The sequence below is a fragment of the Paenibacillus litoralis genome, from assembly GCF_046244365.1.
GTDB lineage: Bacteria > Bacillota > Bacilli > Paenibacillales > NBRC-103111 > Paenibacillus_V.
In genome coordinates this window covers 776,600-798,492 of sequence record NZ_CP176395.1, presented here as the reverse complement: position 1 = coordinate 798,492, position 21,893 = coordinate 776,600, and the positions used below count along the sequence as shown (strand labels likewise).

General features: G+C 52.5%; 14 protein-coding genes. 1 reads left to right on the top strand and 13 read right to left on the bottom strand.

Annotated features, from left to right (window positions below; genetic code table 11):
* Positions 1-187: 187 nt before the first annotated feature.
* The 11 genes from ACKGJP_RS03415 to ACKGJP_RS03365 all read right to left on the bottom strand — a co-directional run bounded on the left by ACKGJP_RS03415 (position 188) and on the right by ACKGJP_RS03365 (position 15,233).
* Positions 188-1,060 (bottom strand): sugar phosphate isomerase/epimerase family protein, encoded by an 873-nt coding sequence (locus ACKGJP_RS03415; protein ID WP_409344289.1) that lies wholly within the window; start codon positions 1,058-1,060, stop codon positions 188-190.
* A 341-nt stretch (positions 1,061-1,401) separates the two neighbouring features.
* Entirely contained in the window at positions 1,402-1,599 is a 198-nt protein-coding gene (locus ACKGJP_RS03410) for a hypothetical protein (protein WP_409344288.1), read from the bottom strand.
* 26 nt (positions 1,600-1,625) lie between these two features.
* The gene (locus ACKGJP_RS03405; protein WP_409344287.1) at positions 1,626-1,811 is read right to left on the bottom strand and encodes a hypothetical protein; all 186 of its coding nucleotides are present in this window, start codon (positions 1,809-1,811) and stop codon (positions 1,626-1,628) included.
* A 445-nt stretch (positions 1,812-2,256) separates the two neighbouring features.
* The gene (locus tag ACKGJP_RS03400; RefSeq protein WP_409347060.1) at positions 2,257-3,507 is read right to left on the bottom strand and encodes a Gfo/Idh/MocA family protein; all 1,251 of its coding nucleotides are present in this window, start codon (positions 3,505-3,507) and stop codon (positions 2,257-2,259) included.
* Positions 3,508-3,536: 29 nt separating this feature from the next.
* Positions 3,537-3,734 (bottom strand): hypothetical protein, encoded by a 198-nt coding sequence (locus tag ACKGJP_RS03395; protein ID WP_409344286.1) that lies wholly within the window; start codon positions 3,732-3,734, stop codon positions 3,537-3,539.
* Positions 3,735-4,046: 312 nt separating this feature from the next.
* Positions 4,047-7,574 (bottom strand): Ig-like domain repeat protein, encoded by a 3,528-nt coding sequence (locus ACKGJP_RS03390; protein ID WP_409344285.1) that lies wholly within the window; start codon positions 7,572-7,574, stop codon positions 4,047-4,049.
* Between the two features lie 304 nt (positions 7,575-7,878).
* Positions 7,879-10,662 carry a DUF4838 domain-containing protein gene (locus tag ACKGJP_RS03385; protein ID WP_409344284.1) on the bottom strand — a complete coding sequence of 928 codons (2,784 nt, stop codon included), beginning with the start codon at positions 10,660-10,662 and terminating at the stop codon, positions 7,879-7,881.
* 102 nt (positions 10,663-10,764) lie between these two features.
* Positions 10,765-11,601 carry a carbohydrate ABC transporter permease gene (locus ACKGJP_RS03380; protein ID WP_409344283.1) on the bottom strand — a complete coding sequence of 279 codons (837 nt, stop codon included), beginning with the start codon at positions 11,599-11,601 and terminating at the stop codon, positions 10,765-10,767.
* Between the two features lie 21 nt (positions 11,602-11,622).
* Entirely contained in the window at positions 11,623-12,570 is a 948-nt protein-coding gene (locus tag ACKGJP_RS03375; RefSeq protein WP_409344282.1) for a carbohydrate ABC transporter permease, read from the bottom strand.
* A gap of 76 nt (positions 12,571-12,646) precedes the next feature.
* Complete coding sequence (locus ACKGJP_RS03370; RefSeq protein WP_409344281.1) at positions 12,647-13,720, bottom strand: Gfo/Idh/MocA family protein; 1,074 nt, start codon at positions 13,718-13,720, stop codon at positions 12,647-12,649.
* Between the two features lie 55 nt (positions 13,721-13,775).
* A complete protein-coding gene (locus ACKGJP_RS03365) occupies positions 13,776-15,233 on the bottom strand; it encodes an ABC transporter substrate-binding protein (protein ID WP_409344280.1) in 1,458 nt (485 codons plus the stop codon).
* A gap of 562 nt (positions 15,234-15,795) precedes the next feature.
* Between ACKGJP_RS03365 and ACKGJP_RS03360 the strand changes: the two genes are divergently transcribed.
* Entirely contained in the window at positions 15,796-17,766 is a 1,971-nt protein-coding gene (locus tag ACKGJP_RS03360; protein ID WP_409344279.1) for a glycosyl hydrolase family 28-related protein, read from the top strand.
* An 86-nt stretch (positions 17,767-17,852) separates the two neighbouring features.
* Here ACKGJP_RS03360 and ACKGJP_RS03355 read toward each other — a convergent pair whose 3' ends face one another.
* Both ACKGJP_RS03355 and ACKGJP_RS03350 read right to left on the bottom strand, forming a co-directional pair.
* Positions 17,853-19,325, bottom strand: a complete 1,473-nt coding sequence (locus ACKGJP_RS03355) for an ABC transporter substrate-binding protein (protein WP_409344278.1) — start codon at positions 19,323-19,325, stop codon at positions 17,853-17,855.
* A 256-nt stretch (positions 19,326-19,581) separates the two neighbouring features.
* Positions 19,582-21,831 carry a helix-turn-helix domain-containing protein gene (locus tag ACKGJP_RS03350; protein ID WP_409344277.1) on the bottom strand — a complete coding sequence of 750 codons (2,250 nt, stop codon included), beginning with the start codon at positions 21,829-21,831 and terminating at the stop codon, positions 19,582-19,584.
* Positions 21,832-21,893: the final 62 nt, after the last annotated feature.

Sequence of the window (21,893 nt, the reverse complement as noted above, 5' to 3'; positions counted from 1 at the left end):
CCTTCATGCTCGGCTTTGTAGTCGAAAGACAGCCTATGACGAGTCCGGCAGCAGCCGCAGCGAGGACGGCAGCGTCCGGTAAATGTCGCCCGCTTTCTCGTCGGCCGTCTTTGAGCGACCAGTTCCCGCCGACCGTATCGTGGGTGTACCCTTCGTGCCTCTCCGCCACTTTCCCCTTATCACCCTGTCAGCACTCGTTCCAGAAACGCCGCAAATTGTCCATCCCGATCTTCGAGCCGATCCTGCATTCTTCCATGCCTTCGAATTCGAGCGTGATGTAGCCGTCGTAGCCGGATTGCTTGACCAGCTTCACGATTTCACGTATCTCGATATCTCCTTGGCCGACGATGGCGCCGCGCAGGAAGTTGCCGTTCGCCGTCTTGAACCATTCGCCCTCGCCCGGGTGCTGATAGTACGGACGGAAATAAAAATCTTTGAAATGGACGAGCGAAGCGTACGGCAGGTTCTTCTTCACGCCTACCAGCGAATGCTCATCCACACACATAAAGTTGCCGACGTCGAGCGTCGTCTTGAAGTTCGGTCTGTCCACCGCGAGTAGCACGCGCTGCACCCGGTCGCTCGCCTGAACGGAGAAGCCGTGGTTCTCGATCGTCGTCGTAATGCCGAATTGCGCGGCATAGTCGGCGATCAGACGACTGCCCTTGACGATCAGCGGCAGACTGTCCTCGAACCACTCGATCGTCATCTTCTCCGGCGGCAGCGTAAAGGCCGTCACGTCATGCCGCATATGCTTCATGCCGAGCCGGTGCACGAGATCGACATGCTCCTTGACGCGCGCCACTTCCGCTTCGAATGCCTCGTCGGTTTCCTGAACGAAGTTGGCCGGCATCGAGTAGTTGGACAGGGCGATTCCGGCCTCCTTCGCTTTCTCCCGCACCGCATCCGCCAGCTCCGGATTGTCGACCAGCGTAAAGCCGTACGGCACGATTTCCATATGCTCGCCGCCGTTGTCCGCTATCCACTGGATGACGTCCAGCACCGTCATTTCTCCCGCTTTGATCGCTTTCAGCAAACTGTATGTGCTGAGTCCGATTTTCATTTGTCGCACCTCGATTATTAGGATTGGTAAACGTTCATGCCGTTAACGTTTTGTTTGTCTGCGAACGATCAACCGCTCTTCCCGGCGACTATAGGAGCCTCTAGAGACTCCTATTGGTCCCGAATCGGCCATTTGTACGAAATTAGAGGACGCCAAAGACTTCTATTTCAGTCCATTTGCCCAATTTCTGCGCTTTAGTCCGGATTAGCAGTCCCAAGCGTCTTCTAATTATCTAAAAAACAGGTTTCCGGCTAAAATAAGAGCCCCCAACGTCTTCTAATCAGCTGATTGGTGCATTCTGGCGGTTGTCGGAGTTTAGTCTGGCGGTTTACGTAGTGTATCTACCCGACGCGCTCCGGCTCGCCGCGGGTAAAAAACTTCGCGGCAACCGAAGGCTTCGCTCCCCCTTCGAAGCGGCAGCCGAAGGAAACGACCTGGTGGCTGCTGCGCAGCACCGGCGGCCCGGTCAGCGCCTTCGCCTCGCGAAGCATGCTCCAGTTGCGGTCGTACACGCGGCAAACCGCATCGCCGTCGAACACGAGGTACTCGCCGCCGAACGTAAGCGTCAGCTTCGTTCCATTCGCAGCAGCCGAAGTTGGTTCCGCCAGCCTTCCTTGGGAACGATGCGCAGCAGAGGCGACGCTTGCGCCGGAGCCAGTACCGCCTTTCCATCCCCCTTCCTGCTCAGCGCGCTAACGTTCCCTCGACCATCCACTTCGATCCGCAAATCTCCGGCTTCCCAGCCCAGCATCGCAATCAGCCTCTCTCTATCTTCTTATTTGGTTCTCTATGATGTAAGCCTTTTCCTACCTGCAAACAAACAAAATCAACAAATCCCCTGACAACCCCCATCTTACGCGCTTCCTTTCCCTTTTATTCGCTCCGCATACCCCCGAAAAAACACGGAACGGACATCCGTTTCAGACGTCCGTTCTATCGGCGGAACGAGAGCTTATGTAACGATATGCGGATCACAGCCTGCCTTCCGTTTGGAAGCACGCACAAAAACAGCCTCGCTTCCCGCAGGGAAACGAGGCTGCATGACATTCAGCCGATTAAGGCAAGAACGAATCGCATGTGCTTCCGTCAAATATGGAGTGATCAGGAACATTGCCCGCCTTGAGCGACAGGCATTACCCTCTAAGCCTGATGAGTTGCGCAGCGTCTATGCAAACGCACGCCTTACAAAATTACCACTAGGCAAACAGCGAAACGCTTCTGTTTTCTTCACGCGACCGGTCCGCGGCGAAGCCGACCAAATGGCCGTAAATCGACTTTTCCAACGAAGTCGACGAGATCGAAGGCGTTCCGCCCCGGAGCGCGTTCACAAAATCGGCTACTAGCCGCAGATCGCCGCCTCCGTGCATGTCCATGGATACGTTCAGCTCCACTTTGCGCTCCTTAAACTCGCTGCCCGCACGCGGGTCGGGATGCCTGACGACAAAATAACCGTCCTCCAGCACACCCTGGATTTCGCCCTTCTCGCCGACGATATGAATCGATCGGCAAGGCTTGGACGTAGCCCCGTTCAAATTATGCGATGCGGTGCTGCCGTCTTCGAACTCCACGATGACGGTCTGGTGGTCGACGACATCGTTGTCGCAGCGCCATACGCAGCGGCCGTACGGATTATCCGTCCGCAGCGACTCCAGTATTTGCTCCGGTGTCTGCTGCACCCCGAGATGCTCGTTGTAGGAAACGTACGGCACCCACAAGCCTTGCTCGACATAGTGTTTGCGCGCGGAATACGTGCAGGACTCCTCGATTTGACAGTCGACGAGACAGCGCGTTCCCGCCCCTTCCGGCGCCTTCTCGGGACGGAACTGCAGCAAACCGCCGAAACTGCCGACCTTCACGGGCTTCGCACCGCCCTTCATCCAGGTGATCAGATCGAGATCGTGGCAGCATTTGGCCATCAGCATTGAGGATCCGCCCGTAAGTTTGCGGTTCCACTTCCCGCGCACATACCCCATAGCCATATGGTGGTAGCTGACATTTTCCGATGTCTGGATATTGACGATGCCCCCGATTTCGCCATCCTCGATGATTTGCCGGATTGCGGCGTAAAAAGGCGCATAGCGCAGCACATGGCAGATCATCACCTGCCGGCCGTAAAGGTTGGCCGTTTCCAATAATGCCATCGTTTCCGCTTCGGATACGCCGATCGGTTTCTCCAGCAAAAGATGATAGCCGGCTTCCAGCAAGGGCAGTGAGGTAGCCACATGAACCGAGTCCATCGTCCCGTTGATCGCGGCATCGGCCAGCTTGGGCTTCGCGATAAGCTGTTCTACCGATTCGAAGCACATGTCTGGCGCCAGCGTATACTTATCCGCAACGAGCTGCCTGCGCACCGGATCCGGGTCGACGACCGCAACGATGCTGAGTTCCTCCGGGTGTTCCTCCGCATAGGAGGCATACACGATACTGCGATGTCCCGCCCCTACGATTACGGCGGTTACGGGACGATTGGCCGGTATTACGCTGCCTGAATCCCGGAAAGCGAAGCGTCAACCATCTGCATCAAATCGTTGGATAACGACTGATTCGCAGTGAAGGCGGCGCGTTTGGACATTTCGTTCAACGACAAATAAGCAAGCGACAGAAGCGTCAAACTGATCGCCAAAAAAACCGGAAGATAGGATAACAGCAGTTTGTTGAACCAGTTCGTGCGCATGTCTTCCCTCGTTCCATATCGTGACTTATTTGCCTTCGCGGGCCGCACGGATTTTGATTGCATGGAATGACCATAGAATTCGTTGTCATCGTCTTTGTCTATGTTAATACGATTTGCAGCGAATGGAAATAGATTTCGATCTTCATACGCCCAAATGTCAAAAGCGACGAGGATAAACGGCTGCGTTGTCTTTTAAGACAAGCGAGGCCGGGAAATGGAACAATCAGCGGAATCGTTTAAAAATAGAGCAAGGCACTCCGCTTTTGCGGAATGCCTGATTACAGTTGTTATACAACCTGAGAAACTTGAAAATCACCACCGTTTCATGATCCGCGAATCAGCCTTTTTTGACATGATCCATGCCGTATCCGGTTTCGTATTGTTGTTTCCTCTGCTAATGCCATTTCCATTTCGATTGTTATTATTGTTATTGCCGTTTCCATTGCCTGGCTCCGCGCCTTTATCAGGGCCGCCCCCGTTCCCCGGAATATCCCGCCCTCTAATAATAGTCAATGTGTACTTTTGGACGGAATGCCCATCCGGGGCAGTTACCGTGATGGTGACGACATTTGTACCTACATGTAAGATGAGTTCATCCATCGCCGTTCCGGAAGCCGGCAGGTTGGCTCCTATTTGAATCGTTGCCTGCGGATTCGCCGCCGCAGCTGTTACCTTTAGTTTTCTTACGTTAGCTCCGACCTTCAGCATGTAGCTCAGCGTATTCGGATCGAACGCCAAACTCCCTTCCGATAAGGTAATCGCAGCAAGCGCCGCATTGTCGCTTAATACAACGACGCGAACCGTCGCCGAAGCGTCTCCGAAACGGACCGATATGTCGCTTGCCCCCGCCCCGACGGCTTGAACGACTCCGAACTCGTCGACTATCGCTACGGCCGTATTAGACGACGAATACTGCGATTGACGGGTTACATCGTACTGTTCCGCCGAGCCGTAAACCGCTGTAGCGATCGTCGCATGGGTTTGACCCACTCTTAAGGTATATTCCGTTTCATCCAGTAACAACGCTGACAAGGGATCGTACACATACACGACCTTGCCCAAAGAGCTTCCTTCAAACGATAAATCGCCCGAATAAGCAGCGGTTATCGTATGCGTCCCGATCGACAAGCGCTCGATCGAGAGCCGGGCATTCCCCGATGCATCAAGCGGCACACTTCCCAAGGTACCGGCTTCGCTTTCGAACTTAACCATACCGGCCGGTAATCCTGCTCCCGGACTAACGACATTTACCGACGCTGTCAACGTAAAAGATGTCCCGTAGGCGACCTGCGTTACACTTTGGACGTCTATCCCCGTCTTCGCTTTACCGACTTGGACGGTTTCAGGTAATGAAACGCTTCCGAAGAAGGAACGCCCATCTTGATAATGAGCCGTAATCTCGTGCTCTCCGACTTCTAATACCGATGTCGTCAACTTAGCGACGCCAGCAGCAAGCATTGCCGTCCCCAACTCCGTCGAACCTTCCCTAAACGTTACCTTTCCGGTCGGCATTGTACTGCCAGGAGATTTCGCAACCACTGTAGCCGTGAACACTACAGCTTCCCCGTAAACGCTCGAGCTTACAGAGCTTGCAATGGCTGTCTCTGTCGCTGACTTCGGAGGAATAACAAGAAACGGATACGCGCTGATTTTTCCGATTTTGGCGCCATTGCCCCCGCCTGTGTTGATGGAGCTGGCTTCCATGCCATCAGTTGCAAAAGCGTATAATGTGTGCATCCCGCTGACAAGTGCCGGTACAGCGCCTGATCCGCTGGCCCCGTCAGGCGAAGCGGAGAGCCACGGACCTGTCAAAGAATCCACTTGATAGTAAATGCGCTTTACGTTATTGCCCGCAGCCAGTAAGCCAAACGTCGGCGTTTGAGTATCAGACGTATGCTGCGGAAGCGGAGACACCGTTACTTCAGGTAAAGCGGAAACTTCTGCTTGCTCCGACACTACCGTTATGTTATTGCTCCCGCTATTCGTTACATAAATCTTGCTTAGCCCTGCGTTTACTGCAACCGCCTGCGGGTTGCTCCCTGTCGGTACGGTTTGGGTAAGAGGCGAGGAAGTCATTGCCGTTGTACCGTCTATTACCGTCATATCGCCGCTGCTGTAGTTCGCCACATAGATCTTGTTACTCGCAGGATTAACCGCAACGGCAAAAGGATGAATTCCGGCAGCAACTGATGCCGTTTGATGAGTTGCGACGTCGATCACCGTCACATTATTGCTGGCTACGTTCGCCACATAGACACGACCGGCTTGCGAATTTACTGCTAATGCTTGCGGACCCTTTCCTCCTGTCAGACCCGTCCCAAGCGACACCGTCATCGTTGTGTTCTCTGCTCCATCAATCTCCGTTACCGTATGGCTCTTGAAGTTTGCTACATATATCTTGTTGTTTTTCGGATTCACAGCTATTGCCGACGGTGCTTCTCCAACCGTAACGGTAGCCGTGTGATGATTCCCTCCATCGATTACCGTAACGGAATTGCTATCATAGTTCGCTGCGTAAATCTTGTTGGTTGCCGTATTTACGCCAATCGCCACCGGCGCCTGCCCGGCGGGTACCGTCACCGTGCTATTGTCGTCTCCGTCGATTACCGTGATATCGTTACTAAACAAATTCGCCACGTAAATCTTGTTCGTCACAGGGTTCACGGCTATAGCTTGCGGGTTAATGCCTGCTTCGACAGTAGTGGCGTCGCCCGTTTCGCCGTCAATTACTGTCACGTTATTGCCGCTAAAGTTCACTATATAGGATTTGCCGGTTACCGGGTTCACGGCTACCGCCGATGGCGCCTTTCCCGTCTGAACGGTCGCCGTCGTCCCATATACGCCGTCGATCACTGTAACCTCGTCGCTGTCTTTGTTCGCTACATAAATTTTATTCGCGATCGGATCCACGTCTACCGCGGAGGGATGCGTCCTGAGCGGAATATTATCCATCTTCAGATCCGCTCCATCGATAACAGATACGCTGGCCCCGCCGTTGTTGGCCGTGTATACTTTATGCGTCACAGGATTGACTGTTATAGCGAACGGTGTCGGTCCTACCTTTAAAACAGTGGTAGCCGCCGATTCCGAGGTTCCGTCAATCTGCGTCACGTTGCCGCTTCCATAGTTGCTAATATACACTTTGTTCGTACCCGTATCGACTGCAATTGCTTTTGGGTTTGTTCCGGAGCCGACAGTAAAGGTATGAAAACTTGCTCCATTGATTACCGTCACGTTGCCGCTATCGAAATTGGCCGTATATATCAGATTCGTATTCGGATTCACTGCAATGGCGCTTGGCTTCGTACCGGTCGGTATCGCCGCATGAGCAACACTGTCATCCGCTCCGTTAAGGACCGTTACGGAATTACCCACCGCATTGGCCACATATATCCGGTTGGTTTCCGGGTTGACAGCGACAGCGGTAGGACGGTTTCCTACTGTTACATGTTTGATCGCTTTATTCGTTTCGCCGTCAATCACCGTGACCATATTACTGAGGAAATCGGCCACATAGATTTTATTTGTGACGGGATTCACAGCCAACGCTTGAGGCCCCGTGGCAGAAATCGTGCCTACCTTAAGCGATATCGCGGCTGGGCTATTCGTTCTGCCGTCGATCACCGTAACCGTATTGCTGTCGCGGTTCGCCACATAAATGTTGTCGGTTATCGGATTAACCGCCACGGCCTGCGGATTAAAGCCGACGGGGACTTGCACCGTCGCGTTATCCTCCCCAGAGATCACGGTTACTGTAGCAGTTCCGGAATTGGCCACATATATCCGGTTCGTTGCCGGGTTTACGGCAACGGCGACCGGCAACGGTTGTTTGCCGTTCACCGCTTCCCCCGTTGACACAGTGGCCGTGCTATTGTTATTGGCATCGATTACGGTTACGCTATTTCCCTTATTATTAACTGCATAAATTTTGTTTGTCATAGGGTTTGCCGCTATAGCGTACGGATTTGCTCCTGCCGGGATCGTTGTTCCCGAAGCAGCGGCGTCAGCCTGCTTGGCAAGCAAGACAATAAGCAATGTCCCGATTAGCAATATGGAAACCAAGCGGTTCCTAACGGTGCTTTGAAGGTTCACGTTCTCAAATCCTTTCCTTGTTCCATTGAGTACGTCCAGGCGAATTCAGGGATCATTTTCGTATGATTTCGATCTTATACGTTGTCATTGCCCCATTCGGGGCTACCACGAGGATAGGAATGGTATTTCCCCCATCCTTAAGATTGAACGTGCGAGGCGTTCCGCCGTTCAAAGGCTTGCCGTAGACCATCATCAGAGCTGCGCTATCCGATGCTCTCGCCATGATATCGATAGCGGTAATTTCGTTATCGACCTCTACCGCATACGTCGTCAATTCCGGATCGAAGGATGGAAGAAGCGTACCATTCACGCTCAAAGAGGCGAGACCGCCATCCCCTTGCAATTCGTACTGGTAGACGCCGATATCGTCTAAATAGAGCCATGTTTCCCGCGGTATTTTATCAATAATGACTACCACTTGAACGAATTTAATTTCCTTCCCTTGATACGTTGCAGGCACTTCTTCCAAATAGTTGATGCTTGCCCACTGTCCCGCCGTTTCAGCAATCGTTTTTTGATCGCTCCGAAGGCTGTACAGCGTAGTCTTATTCGCATCCATCATGTTAAAGGCCAACTGCACCGATCCTGCGCCTGAAGTTCCTGGGGGCGTATAGTAAAATACTTTGGAAGCAAGGAGGCCGGAATGGACAGGAAAAATTTGCGCAGGACCGCCGCGCTGGATATCGTTAATCCGTAGGCTCGCTTCTCCCGAATGCGCATTCTCCTCCACCCGTGTAAGCGTTCCGGTCGATTCGTTCCATAGCAGCCAATCCGTCGGCTGCGCGTTTCCTTCCTCGAATGAAGAGTTGCTTACCAACGAGGAAGGCGTTCCGCTTACATATTGCAGCATTTTGGCAAACTGCCGGATATTCGGCGAAACGGATCCTTCCGCCAATTCCCGTACCTTATCGCGTACCGGCCCACTGGTCGGCTCTTGCTGCTTCAGGTAATCGATCAACTGCCAGAAATCGTAACTGTTCCATCCCGACCATGTAGGAGGCGCGAACGGAAGCATCAGGATCGGATCGGCTTGCAAGCCGGCGAGTATTGCTTTGCGCTTTACAGCCCAATCGAGCTTTGTATCCAGTGTAGCCGATATCCGTTGAAGAGCAGCAAGCGCTTGTGCAGAGTCGACTGGCGCTGACTCTTCCTTTGGATAGCTCAATGCCGCTGCTTCATATTGCTCGAATTCCCTCAGGAGAACAGTAACGCGTGCTTTTTGCCGATCGGTCACCGCCTTGCTCAAGGCCGATTCCAGTAACTGACGGCTCATCTCCATTTCCTCTTCCGTCACAATACCGAGATATGCCGAGTTGGCAAACTCTAGATTAATCCGGTGTTTGCTCGCCTGAAACCACTGGGTTCCCTGCACGCGCTCCATCCAGAACTTTTCCCAATGATCGTAGTACGCTTTCAGATCCGCGGCAGCGGCAGCGCCGGCGGCACGTTCATACCATTCGTCAAGCAATGCGTCTACGTCCTGCGTCGGATCCCACATCAATTTGGACATGACCCATCCCTTCGGTCCTTCACCCCAATTCGGGTACAATTCGTTGTATAGAGAGGAAACATGATTGTCTGTTGCCATTTGGTAATATTGAGCCATTAAATGCGGATATACACGCGGCAATGAATAGGACGAGCCGTAGGTATAATCATACCAGCCGATGTTCGCTGCTACATCCCCCCATGCCTCAACCATGGCTTGATCAGCTTCCGCTGTCTCGGGATCGCTCCATGCCATCCGGTCTTTCGTTATGAAAGGGGTTACAGACGGATGCAGCTCAAAGGTCGGAGGATTCTCGATAGGCCCGTATGCGAGCAACCCGAACCTTTTATCCGGGTAAGTAAGAAGCACCTTCGTCACCACTTGATTTACCCAATCGTAATAAATGTCCGAAACACTCTTATTCGGATTCGTCACATCCTCTTCACAATAACCGCCGCCGTCATTGACGCCAAGCGATGCAGTGGTTGCATTTGGATTTTTAGAAAAATAACTCAAAATGCCCTGCACCGCAGCATCTACAGTACCCGATACGGAAAAGCAAGGCTGCCATCCCGTTGTTGCGCTTGCCGGCGGAATATACGGCACGCCGTTGCGCTTCGGGTAATATTCGGGATGTGTCGTTCCGTATAACGAAGCAGGGAAATAGGTAAATAATGCATGGGAAAAGGTGATGGAATAATGCGTGTTATTCCGCTCCGCCCACTCCACCTGTACGGGAAAGCGTATATTGGCGCCTGGCAGAATAGGGCTGATCATCCGGTCCTTAAAAGCAGGCTCCCTTACGATTTCCTCCTGAGGCACGTTGAGGTTGGCATGGGCAGGCACATCCTCGCCGTTCTCGCCCGGCATCAACCAGCGCACGCCAACGTGCCTTTCGAGAAATTCGTTTACCGCAAACAGCGTTCCCCATGAATCCTTGCCGGCCAAAGCAATACTGTCCGCATAAGACCGGATAATAAAACCATCCTGCTTTATGTCCTCCAGCTTCGTCGATAAAGACGGATCTTTTTGAAAAGCGCTTTCTCCAATAAATATTGGAATGATTCCGCTTTCAATTGTGAACTGATCTTCGGTTATTATATTCAATTCCGCATTTGTCGATTTTTTCACGTATTCCACTAATACATTTGCGCCCTTAGTCGTTTGCGCATCCGCGTTCTCGGTTACGACAACAACTGCGTTCGCTTGCCCGTTACTAACGATTTGTAAGGATTGCGCATTCGCCATTTCTGCCGAAATCGTCAGCCCTCCAAAAGCTGCAAGCAATAAAGCCGTTATAAATCCAACAAGTAACCTTGTCCTTTTCATGCGAATCCGTTGCATCATCGCCAACCTCCGATTCAAAAATAGACCGCAGCGATTCCGGCAAGAGTGCTGATATCACTGCGGATACTACTTATAGGGTCAAGATTCCCGTCTAATGATCACTTATCCTTTGACCGCCCCGAGCGTAGCGCCTTCCATGATCCATCTTTGGAAGAAGACGAACATGAACATGGACGGCACCATCGCGATCAGCACGCCGGCGAACATGGTCACCCAATCCGACGTATGCTGCATCATTTGGTTGGCCTGGTACATATTGACGCCGATCGTATATTTTTTCTGGTCGCTCAAATAGATGAACGGCCCCAGGAAGTTGTTATACAAGCTGAGAAACTTGAAAATCGCCACCGTTACGATCCCCGGCATGGCAAGCGGCACGATAATCCGCATAAATACCTGGAACAACGAAGCGCCGTCCATAAATGCGCTCTCCTCCAGCTCCTTCGGCAGCGACTGCATGAACCCGCCGAGCAGCAGCAGAAAAAATACGCTTTCCCCGAAGCTGTCGAGAATGACCAGCCCCGTAATGCTGTTCGTCAAATGCAAATCCCGCATCAGGACGTATTGCGGAATTAGCGCATTGATGCCCGGCAGAAATAAGGAAAGCATGATCGTGCCCCAAATCAGCTTCCTTCCTTTGAATTCGAGCCTCGTTAACGCATAGGCGTTCACGGTAGTCAGGAATGTGCCGATAATCAGGCTTGCGCCGACGTAATACAAGGTGTTCAGCAGAGCGGAGCCGATATTGTACTTCACCCAGGCCGTCTTGTAATTGATCCATTTCAACGTCTCCGGCAAGGTCCACACGTCCTGGAAAAATTCCCGGTTCGTCTTCAGCGACTGGTAAAAGATCCAAACAAGCGGGAACAGGACCGTCAAAGCGCAGACCACAAGCGCCATCCACCAAAATACGTCGATAACCGAACGCCTTTCTGTCACAATCGTTCATCCTTTCAGCAATCAATACTCCACCGACCGGTTCGTCATATATTTGTCCGTTATGAATTTTGCAATGACCAGCACGACGAACAGGAACATGCCCACTGCGGAAGCGTAACCATAGTTGTGATACTCGGCACCGAACGCCAGGTTGAACATGTACAGTCCGATGACATCCGTCGAGCCCGCAGGTCCCCCGTTGGTCAAAATCAACACATGCTCGAAGCCCTTTAAAGAACCGAGCACAAGGAATAGTGCGCCGACCCGAATAATCGGCATAATGAGCGGAATCGTTATTTTAAACAGTCGGGTCATGGGCGTAGCCCCATCCAGAATCGCCGACTCGTAAAGCGACTTCGGAATCGTGATCATCGCGTTCATAAAAATAACGATATAGAAGCCTACTCCCGCCCATACGTAAGGGGGAATAATCGCCCACAGCGCGGTCTTGATTTCGCCCAGCCAGTAAAAGTCCCCGATATTAATACCGACAAGGCGAAGCAGCGAGTTAAGAAGGCCGAAGCTTCCGTCGTAAACGAAAGCCCACAGCAGCGCGACTACGACGCTCGAAAGCACGTTCGGGAAGAAGAAAAGCACTTTGAAAAGCGGCGTTCCTTTATAGCCTTTATTCGTTAGAAGATAGGCAAGCAGCAGAGAAATCAAGATAACGAGCGCCGGAACGAAAATCATGTAGATCAAGTTATGGTACAGCGCCCGCCATACGTATTTGTCCTGGAATAAGGTCACGTAATTTTGCAGCCCGACGAATTGAGGCTCGGAAATGCCGTTCCAGTTGAGCAGGGAATAATAGATGGACATCAGATTGGGATATAACGTAAACAAAAGATAGCCGCCGAATGCCGGTGTAATCGCAAGAAACAGGAAAATCCGCTTTTGGCTTCGTGACTTCTGCATCCACCCCTTTTGCACCGGCAAGGCTTGGTTCGTCAATCGGTTCGTCTCGCTCAAGTTGATGCGGCTCCTTTCATTCTAAATGTCAGGGAGGAAGCCGCCTTCCTCCCCTAGACAATCAACTTACAGGGAATCAGAGGAGCTTTTCGCTCGCGACATGCTCCCAATCGTCCTCGAGTCCCAATCCGCGCAAGTCGGCAACCGTATTGTTGCGCTCCGCCTCATACAGACTCCATATGACGCGAAGTCCCTGCAGGCTGCTGGGTCCGTCGGTAACCGGATCGATGCCGTTCCGGATGCAATCGACGAAATGGCCGATTTCGAAATGCGTAAATTTACTGATCGTATCGATATCCATCAGCACCTCGGTGTGAGACTCCGTATCAAGATTCGCTTTTTCTTCCTTAATATTGGTGCGTGCGTAGAGCTTCTGTTCGCCAAGATGGATTTCCAGCATCCCTTCGGTGCAGTGGGCTTGAAGGCTCCAGCCCATACGGGTCCCTCTTGCTCCCCATGTACCAAAATGATAACCCATAGCGCCGTTCTCGAATTCGATGATTACGTTGCTTGTCCCTTCCTTTTCCATCCATGGCGTGCCGAAATTCGTTCCCATATGCGTCCCTCTCACCGGGCGTCCCATGAACCAAAGAAGCAAATCGACGTAATGGCAGCCATGACTGAAAAATTGGCCTCCGCCAAGCCGTTTGGCCGACAACCCCCAATGGCCTTCCTCGTAATGCGTATACTGCTCGGTCCAGACGGACATTTGGAAGCAATCGCCGTATGCTTTGGAATCGATCAGTTCCTTCAGCTTTTGAACAACCGGCCAGAAACGCACCGGATACGCCGTCATCAGTACTTTGTTCAATCTTTTGGCCGTATGAATTAACTCCAGGCATTCCGCTTCCGTGTTACACATCGGCTTTTCCATAAGCACATGCTTGCCTGCTTGCAGACAAGCCATCCCGACTTCGAAATGCAGATCGTGCGGCAACACGATTAGAACCGCATCGACTGCGTCAAGCAAGTCCCGGTAATCGGCGACGGCAAGTTTGGCTCCGATTGCTTCGGCGGCCTTTTGCGCCCGTTCCAGTACAATGTCACATGTTGCCGTAACTTCCATACGATCGGCTAATTCCTTATAGCCATTTGCGTGAGCGCCGGCCATATTGCCGCATCCTATAACACCGAGACGTATTTTATCCATTAGCTTCTTGCCTCCCAGTTGGTCCGTTCATTTCTGTGCATATTTTTGATCGATATTATTTCTTCGCCGCAATCGCTTTGTCGATTAGCTTTTGCGCCTCTTGCAGCTTCGGCAGTGGATCTTGCTTACCCAAAGCAATCTGACTCGTCGCTTCGTTGATCAGTTTAATCGCTTGCGCATAGGAAGGATCGGACAGCGTAGTGCTCCGGAAGGCGCTCTCCATCTTGACGTTATTGTTCTTGATGTATTCGGCTACCGCTTTCGAAGCATCCTGAATTTTGTCGGCCCGCGCCGGGTCGTCCGCAAAATCTTTGCGCACCGACAGCTGCCCGCCTTTATCCGCGATAACCGTCTGCACATCCAAGTTCCACAACCAAACGATAAATTCTTTCGCCCACTTCTTATTCAGCTCCGGCTTCGCCGACCAGATGAACATGCCGTTGCTGACGGAGCCGCGAATATATTTCACGCTGTCCGGCTTGTCGCCCATCGGCACCGCCATAAAGCCCCACTTGAAATCCGCCGGCGTCGAATCCTTCATCGCGTTCTGAACCCAGGCTCCCGTCGAAACCATAGCCGCTTTACCCTGCAGTACCTGCATTTCCGATTGCGTATCGTTCAAAGCAGCGAGACCTTCCGGGAAGTAACCTTTTTTACCAAGCTCATAAATGCGGTTCCACCGTTCTATGCTTTCCGGGCTGGTATACTCGTTGCGGAAGTTGCGGAAATCGTCTTCGAATCTTTTGAGGTTTCCATTAATCTCCGCCAGTTCGAACAACTTCCATGGACCGAACGCATGACCGATGTAGTCCGGAACCATACCGGGCGTCGTGATCGGAATGATGCCCGCCGCCTTGATCGTTTCGCATAGCTTGACAAATTCATCCCATGTTTTCGGATTTTGATTCCAGCCGTTCTTCTCAAAAAGCTTTTTGTTGAAAAAGAGGCCGGCAGTCGTCCCCGCATTCGGAAGCGCGTATGTTTTGCCAAGAATTCTTGGCGCTCCTTCAAATTCGCCGGCTATCGCGAGGTCTTTAACCGTCTTGCCGTTGCCGTCATAAACCTTATGGTTCCAGAGCTCCTCCTGCGGCTCCACTTTACCGCTCTCGACAAGCGGGATTTGCGCGGCATTCCCTCCGGGCAGCACGGTCGAAAACAGGTCGAACATATCGCTGTCGTTGTTTGCGGATATTTTGGTGCCGGTAATGTCCGCGATTTTCGGTGAATAGACAACCTCGAAGCTGACGTTCGGAAACTTCTTCTTAAAGCTGTCCATCGCGTAGTCGAACCATTCCCGGCCCATTCCCGTCTCTGAAAACCCGACTTTCAAGTTCACTTTCTCGTCTTTCGGAAGCCCGTTCTCCGGGTAAACGTTCGCTTCCTTCGCCTGTGTACCCGCCGGACTTGCGGACGATGCGGGACTTTTGTCCGCTTCCTTCGCGCAGCCGAGCGCCGTTAAGGAAAGCATCAGACAAGCGGACACTGCTGCAACCGATTTCATTCTAATTTTCAATGTGAACCCTCCCGTTGTTGTATTTGTCGGCAAGCGCCGTCTCGCTAGTAACGTATCACGGACCTATGCCGCCCGAATATCGCCGATTTTATCACGGCATATACAATTCTTTTTTACGCATACATGCCGAAAGCCCGAAACCCCGTCCATGCTTGCTTTCAAGGAACGGCCGGTTCAAGCTCCCCCGTCGACCGTAGACGATTTTTTTCGCGGTATACGATTTTCGATTGGTTGTCGTATGCCGCACTGCGCCGCCTTTCCGCGGCTTACGCCATATGCTTGCGGCAGTTCCCCGGCGCATGTCCGGCACAGAAAAAAAATGAATATCCCCTGATAAAATCGGCGATAGGCTAGCCCAGGACGGTCATGATACGATTCACATCGAACCGGTTGTCTTAACCTGTCAATCAACCATGTAGGGGGGGGGGCTTAGCAATGCCAAGTTAAATGAGCTCAAAATTGAAACCGGTTACAGCGACCGTCAATGATCTACAAACATCCTTTGCCTTGCAGCCAGGATACGTGAAAGACGTTACCACACCATTTTCTGGAGGAGATCGAAATGAGCCAAGATTTCCGCGAAAACGAACTGTTCACTAACGAGAAATCGGACGTGTCCATCAGCAGAAGAAAACTGCTCTCTACCCTTGGGGTTGCCGGAGCCGCGCTTGCGGCAGGCGGGATTTTGGGAGGAGGCTCCATGCGTACCGCCTTTGGAGAAGGAGCAACCGTCACGCAAGCGGTTTACGGGAACGACGCGTGTACGGCCCCCTGTGTCATAGCCGTCACCTTGTCTGAAATGAGAACTTCGCTGACACCCGACCCGGAACATGTGTACTATGTAAAAGACGCCGGTCAGGAAGGATTGTTCCGCTATGCCCCGACGGACAGCACGACGCAAGACGACAATGGCCTTACAATTGTATCCTCGACAGGGGCAAGGTACAAACGGACTGCCGTGGCGGACCTGAACGTGAAGTGGTTCGGCGCAAAGGGAGACGATACCGCCGACGATACGCAGGCTGTGCAGGCCGCAGTCGCGGCCGCGCAGCAGCTGGGCAGAGCCGTATACGTACCGGCCGGCAAGTATCTGATCTCCGCACCGATCGTTCTGGACTCCGCCGCGAAGCCGATCCGAATTTCGGGAGACGGCGTTTATACGACTTTTTTCAAACCTCACCCGAATTTTACAGAGGCGAACCCGCTCGAAGCGATATTCAAATTCACCGATACGGTCGGCGCCAGTCGGTATGAATTTACGGAATTCGGCATCGTAAGCGGTCAACGGCTCGATCCGAAACGAATGCGCTATGGGATCTACTCCACGAAGCTGTCGCATACGGCTTTCCGAAGGCTATGCATTCAGGGTACTCAAACGGCGGCGCTCGGGATCGGCTTTGGATGGTGCAACGATATCGATACCTGCGAATTTTCGTTCAACAGCGGCGACGGCCTGTTGTTCACGGCCGGTCAGCTGAATGCGTTAAATGTGGTGAACACGAAAATCTTCGCGAATACCGGCATCGGAATCCACATGGCTCACGAGGGTCTGGAGGTTCGAATCCAGGGCTGTACGATTGAAAAGAACGCCGCTTGCGGCATTTATGTAAAAAAAGGCAGCTTCAACTTAAGCATCTACAGCTGCTATTTCGAAGGGAATGCCGATACCGGCTTGACGTTTACGAATCCGGCGATGACCGTTAAAGCATCCGTCATCCTGAACGGCAACGTATCCGCGACGGAGCCCCAAGCGATCCAAAACCGGTACTCGTCGCAAAACGTTACGATCACGGACAATTTCGTATCGGTGGCGAATGAAGACTATTTTGTTGCGGGTTATGCCGTGGAAATCGGCTTGGAAATCCGGAAAAACACGTTCCTTCACTCCGGTACGATTCGGGAATACACCGTGCTGCGGACAGGGACGAATAAAACCGGCTTAGGGGCGATGGCCAAAGGAATCATCCTCAGGGATAATGACGTGGCTGGCAACTACAAGCCGTATTTGAACTTGAAGACGTTAGCGATCGACAATGTCCCGCTATCGGACAATACCGCCTTCCACACTTCCAAGATCCGCCATATTCCGCGCGTCAATTACAGCCCGGCTTTGAGCTCCTTCGTGAAAATACGCGATTTCGGCAGACCCGGCGTATTCGGAAGCGCAGCCCAGCAGTACCGTCAAAAAGAGGTGTATGCCTTCACGGGAGAGAGCGTGCCTGATCAATGGGGCTTTTTCATCGATCTTGCGCAATATCCGGAACTTGCCGGCGTCTATATGTACTTCGGGCTTTACGTCAAACAGTCCGCGGCAAATATGAATGCACAGCTTTTCATAACCGGCACCGGAGCGAATACGCAGGGCTACAGTTCCAATACGACTTGGAGAATCGCTTCCAGCATAGTGAAAATGCCCGATACCGGAATCGTAAACTTCTGCGTGGGCATGATCGCGGACAGCCCCGCCAAAACTCTTTATCTCGCGCACCCTGTCCTAAGCGAGGTAGGCGTGCCTTACGACTACTACTTCTAAAGAACATGCGAACAACCCGATTCTGCGCGGTTAGGGCAGGATCGGGTTGTTCGCACTAGAGGAAGCCGTCTTCCTTCTGAGGCAGACTATTTTTTCTGGGCCGCAATCGCTTTGTCGATCAGCTGCTGCGCCTCTTGCAGCTTCGGAAGCGGGTCCTGCTTGCCGGTCGCGATCTGGCTGATCGCTTCGTTGATCAGCTTGATCGATTGCGCGTAGGCGGGATCGGCCAGCGTCACGTTTCGGAAGCCGCTTTCTGTTCTGACATTATTGTTCTTGATGTATTCGGCGACCGCTTTCGAAACCTCCTGTATTTTCCCTGCCCGCACCGGATCGTCCGCAAAGTCTTTACGCACCGACAGCTGCCCGCCTTTATCCGCAATCATCGTCTGTACGTCCAAGTTCCACATCCAAACGATAAATTCTTTCGCCCACTTCTTGTTCAGCTCCGGCTTCGCCGACCAGATGAACATGCCGTTGCTGAAGGAGCCGCGAATATATTTCACGCTGTCCGGCTTGTCGCCCATCGGCACCGCCATAAAGCCCCACTTGAAATCCGCCGGCGTCGAATCCTTCATCTCGTTCTGAACCCAAGCGCCGGTAGAAGCCATCGCCGCTTTGCCTTGCAGCACCTGCATTTGGGACTGGGTATGATTTAACGCTGCCATACCTTCGGGGAAAAAGCCTTTCTTGCCGAGCTCATAAACGCGGTTCCACCGCTCTACGCTTTCTTTTCCGGTGTATTCGTTGCGGAAGCTGCGGTAATCGTCTTCGAACGTTTTGAGATTGCCGTTAATCTCAGCCAGCTCGAACAGCTTCCACGGGCCGAACGCATGACCGATGTAGTCCGGAACCATACCGGGCGTCGTGATCGGGATGATGCCCGCCGCCTTGATCGTTTCGCACAGCTTGACGAATTCGTCCCATGTTTTCGGGTTTTGATTCCAGCCGTTCTTCTCGAATAAATTCTTGTTAAAAAAGAGGCCTGTCGTCGTTCCCGCTGTCGGAAGCGTGTACGTCTTGCCGAGAAGTCTCGTCGCCCCTTCGAACTGGCCCGCTATCGCAAGGTCTTTGACCGTCTTGCCGTTCCCGTCATAAACCTTATGGTTCCAGAGATCCTCCTGCGGCTCCACTTTGCCGCTCTCGACCAGAGGAATTTGCGCAGCGTTCCCTCCGGGCAGCACGGGCGAGAACAAGTCGAACATATCGTTGTCGTTGTTTGCGGATATTTTGGTGCCGATGATGTCCGCGATTTTCGGCGAATAGACGACCTCGAAGCCGACGTTCGGAAACTTCTTCTTGAAACTGTCCATCGCATAGTCGAACCATTCCCGGCCCATCCCCGCTTCGTGAAACCCGATCTTCAACGTTACTTTTTCGCCCTTCGACAGCCCGTTCTCCGGATAAACGTTCGCTTCCTTCGACTGCGCGGCTGCGGGACTGCCTGCAGGACTTGCGGACGATGCTGGACTTTTGTCCGCTTCCTTCGCGCAGCCGAGCGCCGTTAGCGAAAGCATGAGGCATGCGGAACCTGCTGCAACCGATTTCAATTTGAATGTCAACTTAAGCCCTCCCGTTGTTGTTGTCTGTCGGCAAGCGCCGTCTCGCTAGTAAAGTATCATGGACCGCAGCAGCCTGAATATCGACGATTTTATCACGGCATATACAATTCTTTTTTTCGGCGAGCATACGAAGGGCCCGAACCGCCCGCCAATGCCCGCGGTCACGGAACGGCCGATTCAAGCCCCCCATTCGTCGTTGACGATTTTTTACGCTGTAAACAGTACACAAACCGCGCTGCGAAGCGATTTTCGCGGCTTACGTCATATCCTTGCGGTAATTGCCCGGCGTGTTGCCCATCAGCTTTTTGAACACGCGGATAAATGTCAGCGTATGCGTATAGCCTACCGCTACGGCAATGTCGTTGACCGTTTCCTCCGTCTCCTTCAGCAGCTCGACCGCCTTCTCCACTCGGACCTGCGCGACGTAATCGTTAAACTTTTCGCCGAATTGCTCCTTAAACAGCCGGCTCAAATAACTGGCGTTCACGCCGAATTCATCGCTTAGATGGGCCAGCGACAGCTCGGGATTCGCATAATTGCCGCCGATATACTTTTTCACTTCATGAATCAAGTGGTGGTGATGACGATGTTCCCGGACATCCCGCATTTGCTCCGAGGCTTCCGATAAAATCAGACGAAATTCGGCAAAAATGTCGTCGACATTCTCTTTGTGATCCGAAATCGCATGCAGCCGGTCGTAAAAAGCGTTATTCCACATGTCCTGCAGCTCGGCGGGCAGCTCCATCACTTCCTTATGGAGATGGTGGATTAAATATTGGAGCAGGCTGACAAGGTCGTCATGCGAAAACAACTGCCCCCGCACCATGACGTGCAAGTCGTCAAAAAGCCTTTCCCACTCCTTGTCGCCGGATCGGAACGATTGGCAGATCGCCCGTATGTGATGGAGCTGCTTGAATAGTTCCCCTTGCGGCATCGAGGTCAGATCCGCCGGACCGATCAACCGGTTCGATCCGAGCGACGACTTGTAATTCAGCGCGTCGACCGCATGCCGATACGAGTCCGCAATGTGCTCAATATCCTCTTGGAAGGTGCCGATCCCGATCGTTACCGTAAAGGTCAAATTTTGCTCCACCCAGGACCGCAATTCCCCGCACACGAGCGCCGGATCCCAGCCGGCGGCGGCAGCGCCGTCTTCCAACATGTAAACCACCGCCAACCGCTGCTGGTTGACCCACTCCGCCCATACTTGAACGGGCTCGTTATCGGCAAGCTCCTGATTTCCGGTACTCAGCACATGCTTGAGTAGAAATTGATCACGCCGGTTATATTGACTCGTAAACTCGGCGAACCGGTCCATTTCGACCAGAACGACAAAGAGACCGCCAAACGGACCGTTCAGCCCGAGCTTGTCCATTTCGCTTTTCCACGGAACCCCTTGAGCGGAAGCTCCCCCTTCGAGCATGGCAAGAAACACGTGCCGCTTGCGGTAAGCAAGGTTTTCCTTGTTCTCTTCCTGCAGCATACTCGACTGATCCAGCAAATCTTCGATCGCCGATTCGATATAGGTGAACTCGTCCGACTTGTCTTCCCGGCTTAAGCTCTGCCGCTTCAGCTTCGCGTAATCCTCGATCCGGGCGGCAATGCTGCGGATCGGCTTATAATTACGGCGCGTCACGTAAACCAGCCAGACGATGCCGAGAATAATGACGAGAAAACCGAACGCAATCCAAACGTAGAACAAGGAAGACACCCAATCTACGATATTCTCCCGATACATCCCGCTGCGAACCATCCATCCCGTATAACCGGATTGCACAGCCGATAATGGTTTGCCGCTGCTCGGAAGACCGTCCTTGGAAACGGGAACGTTATCCCGCCCCTCCTTCGCAGCAACCAATTCCCCTTTCGCATCGACCAGCTCTACGAAATACAGGTTCGAATCCGACATTTTACGAATCAGTTCACTTAGCGTGTTCGTTCTGACGTTGACGACCATCATGCTTCGATCGGCAAGGTTGGAAAATTTCACGAGACTGATCACGCTTACCGGCGGCCCGCCCGGCTGTTCTCGGTATAATCTCGCGCCAACCCAGCGGTGAGGGGTCAGACTGGTAAGATGCCTGCCGACGAACTCCTTGTCACCAAAATCGTCGATTGCCGTGAACGTTGTCGGCGTAAGCACCATGCGCCCGGTCACCCGATACAAATAAATCGAATCGATGAAACGGTTATTGTCCAATATTTCTCTTAAAGTCGCGACTGTCTGATAATCGCTATATTGGTTGTCTTCCTGACGGTCCGTCTGGAAAAACGCTTTCAGCTTGTCGCTGCCCAATATTTCCCTGATCATGGTTTCATCGATACTCATCAGCACGTCGTCAATTTTCTGAATAATACTTTGTGAAAGTAGTTCGTTGGCGCGAACGGCCGACCTTTTGGCCATTTCGCTTAGCGTCAAATAGGTCATGAGCAGCAGGCTTAAACTAACCACAAACAAGACGGGTAAGTACGACAAGAGCAGCCGGTTAAACCAATTTTTCCGCATGAGACTCCTCCGGAGTGAAATCAATTTCTTTTCATAAATAGTACTTGCTGCTTCCGTTCATG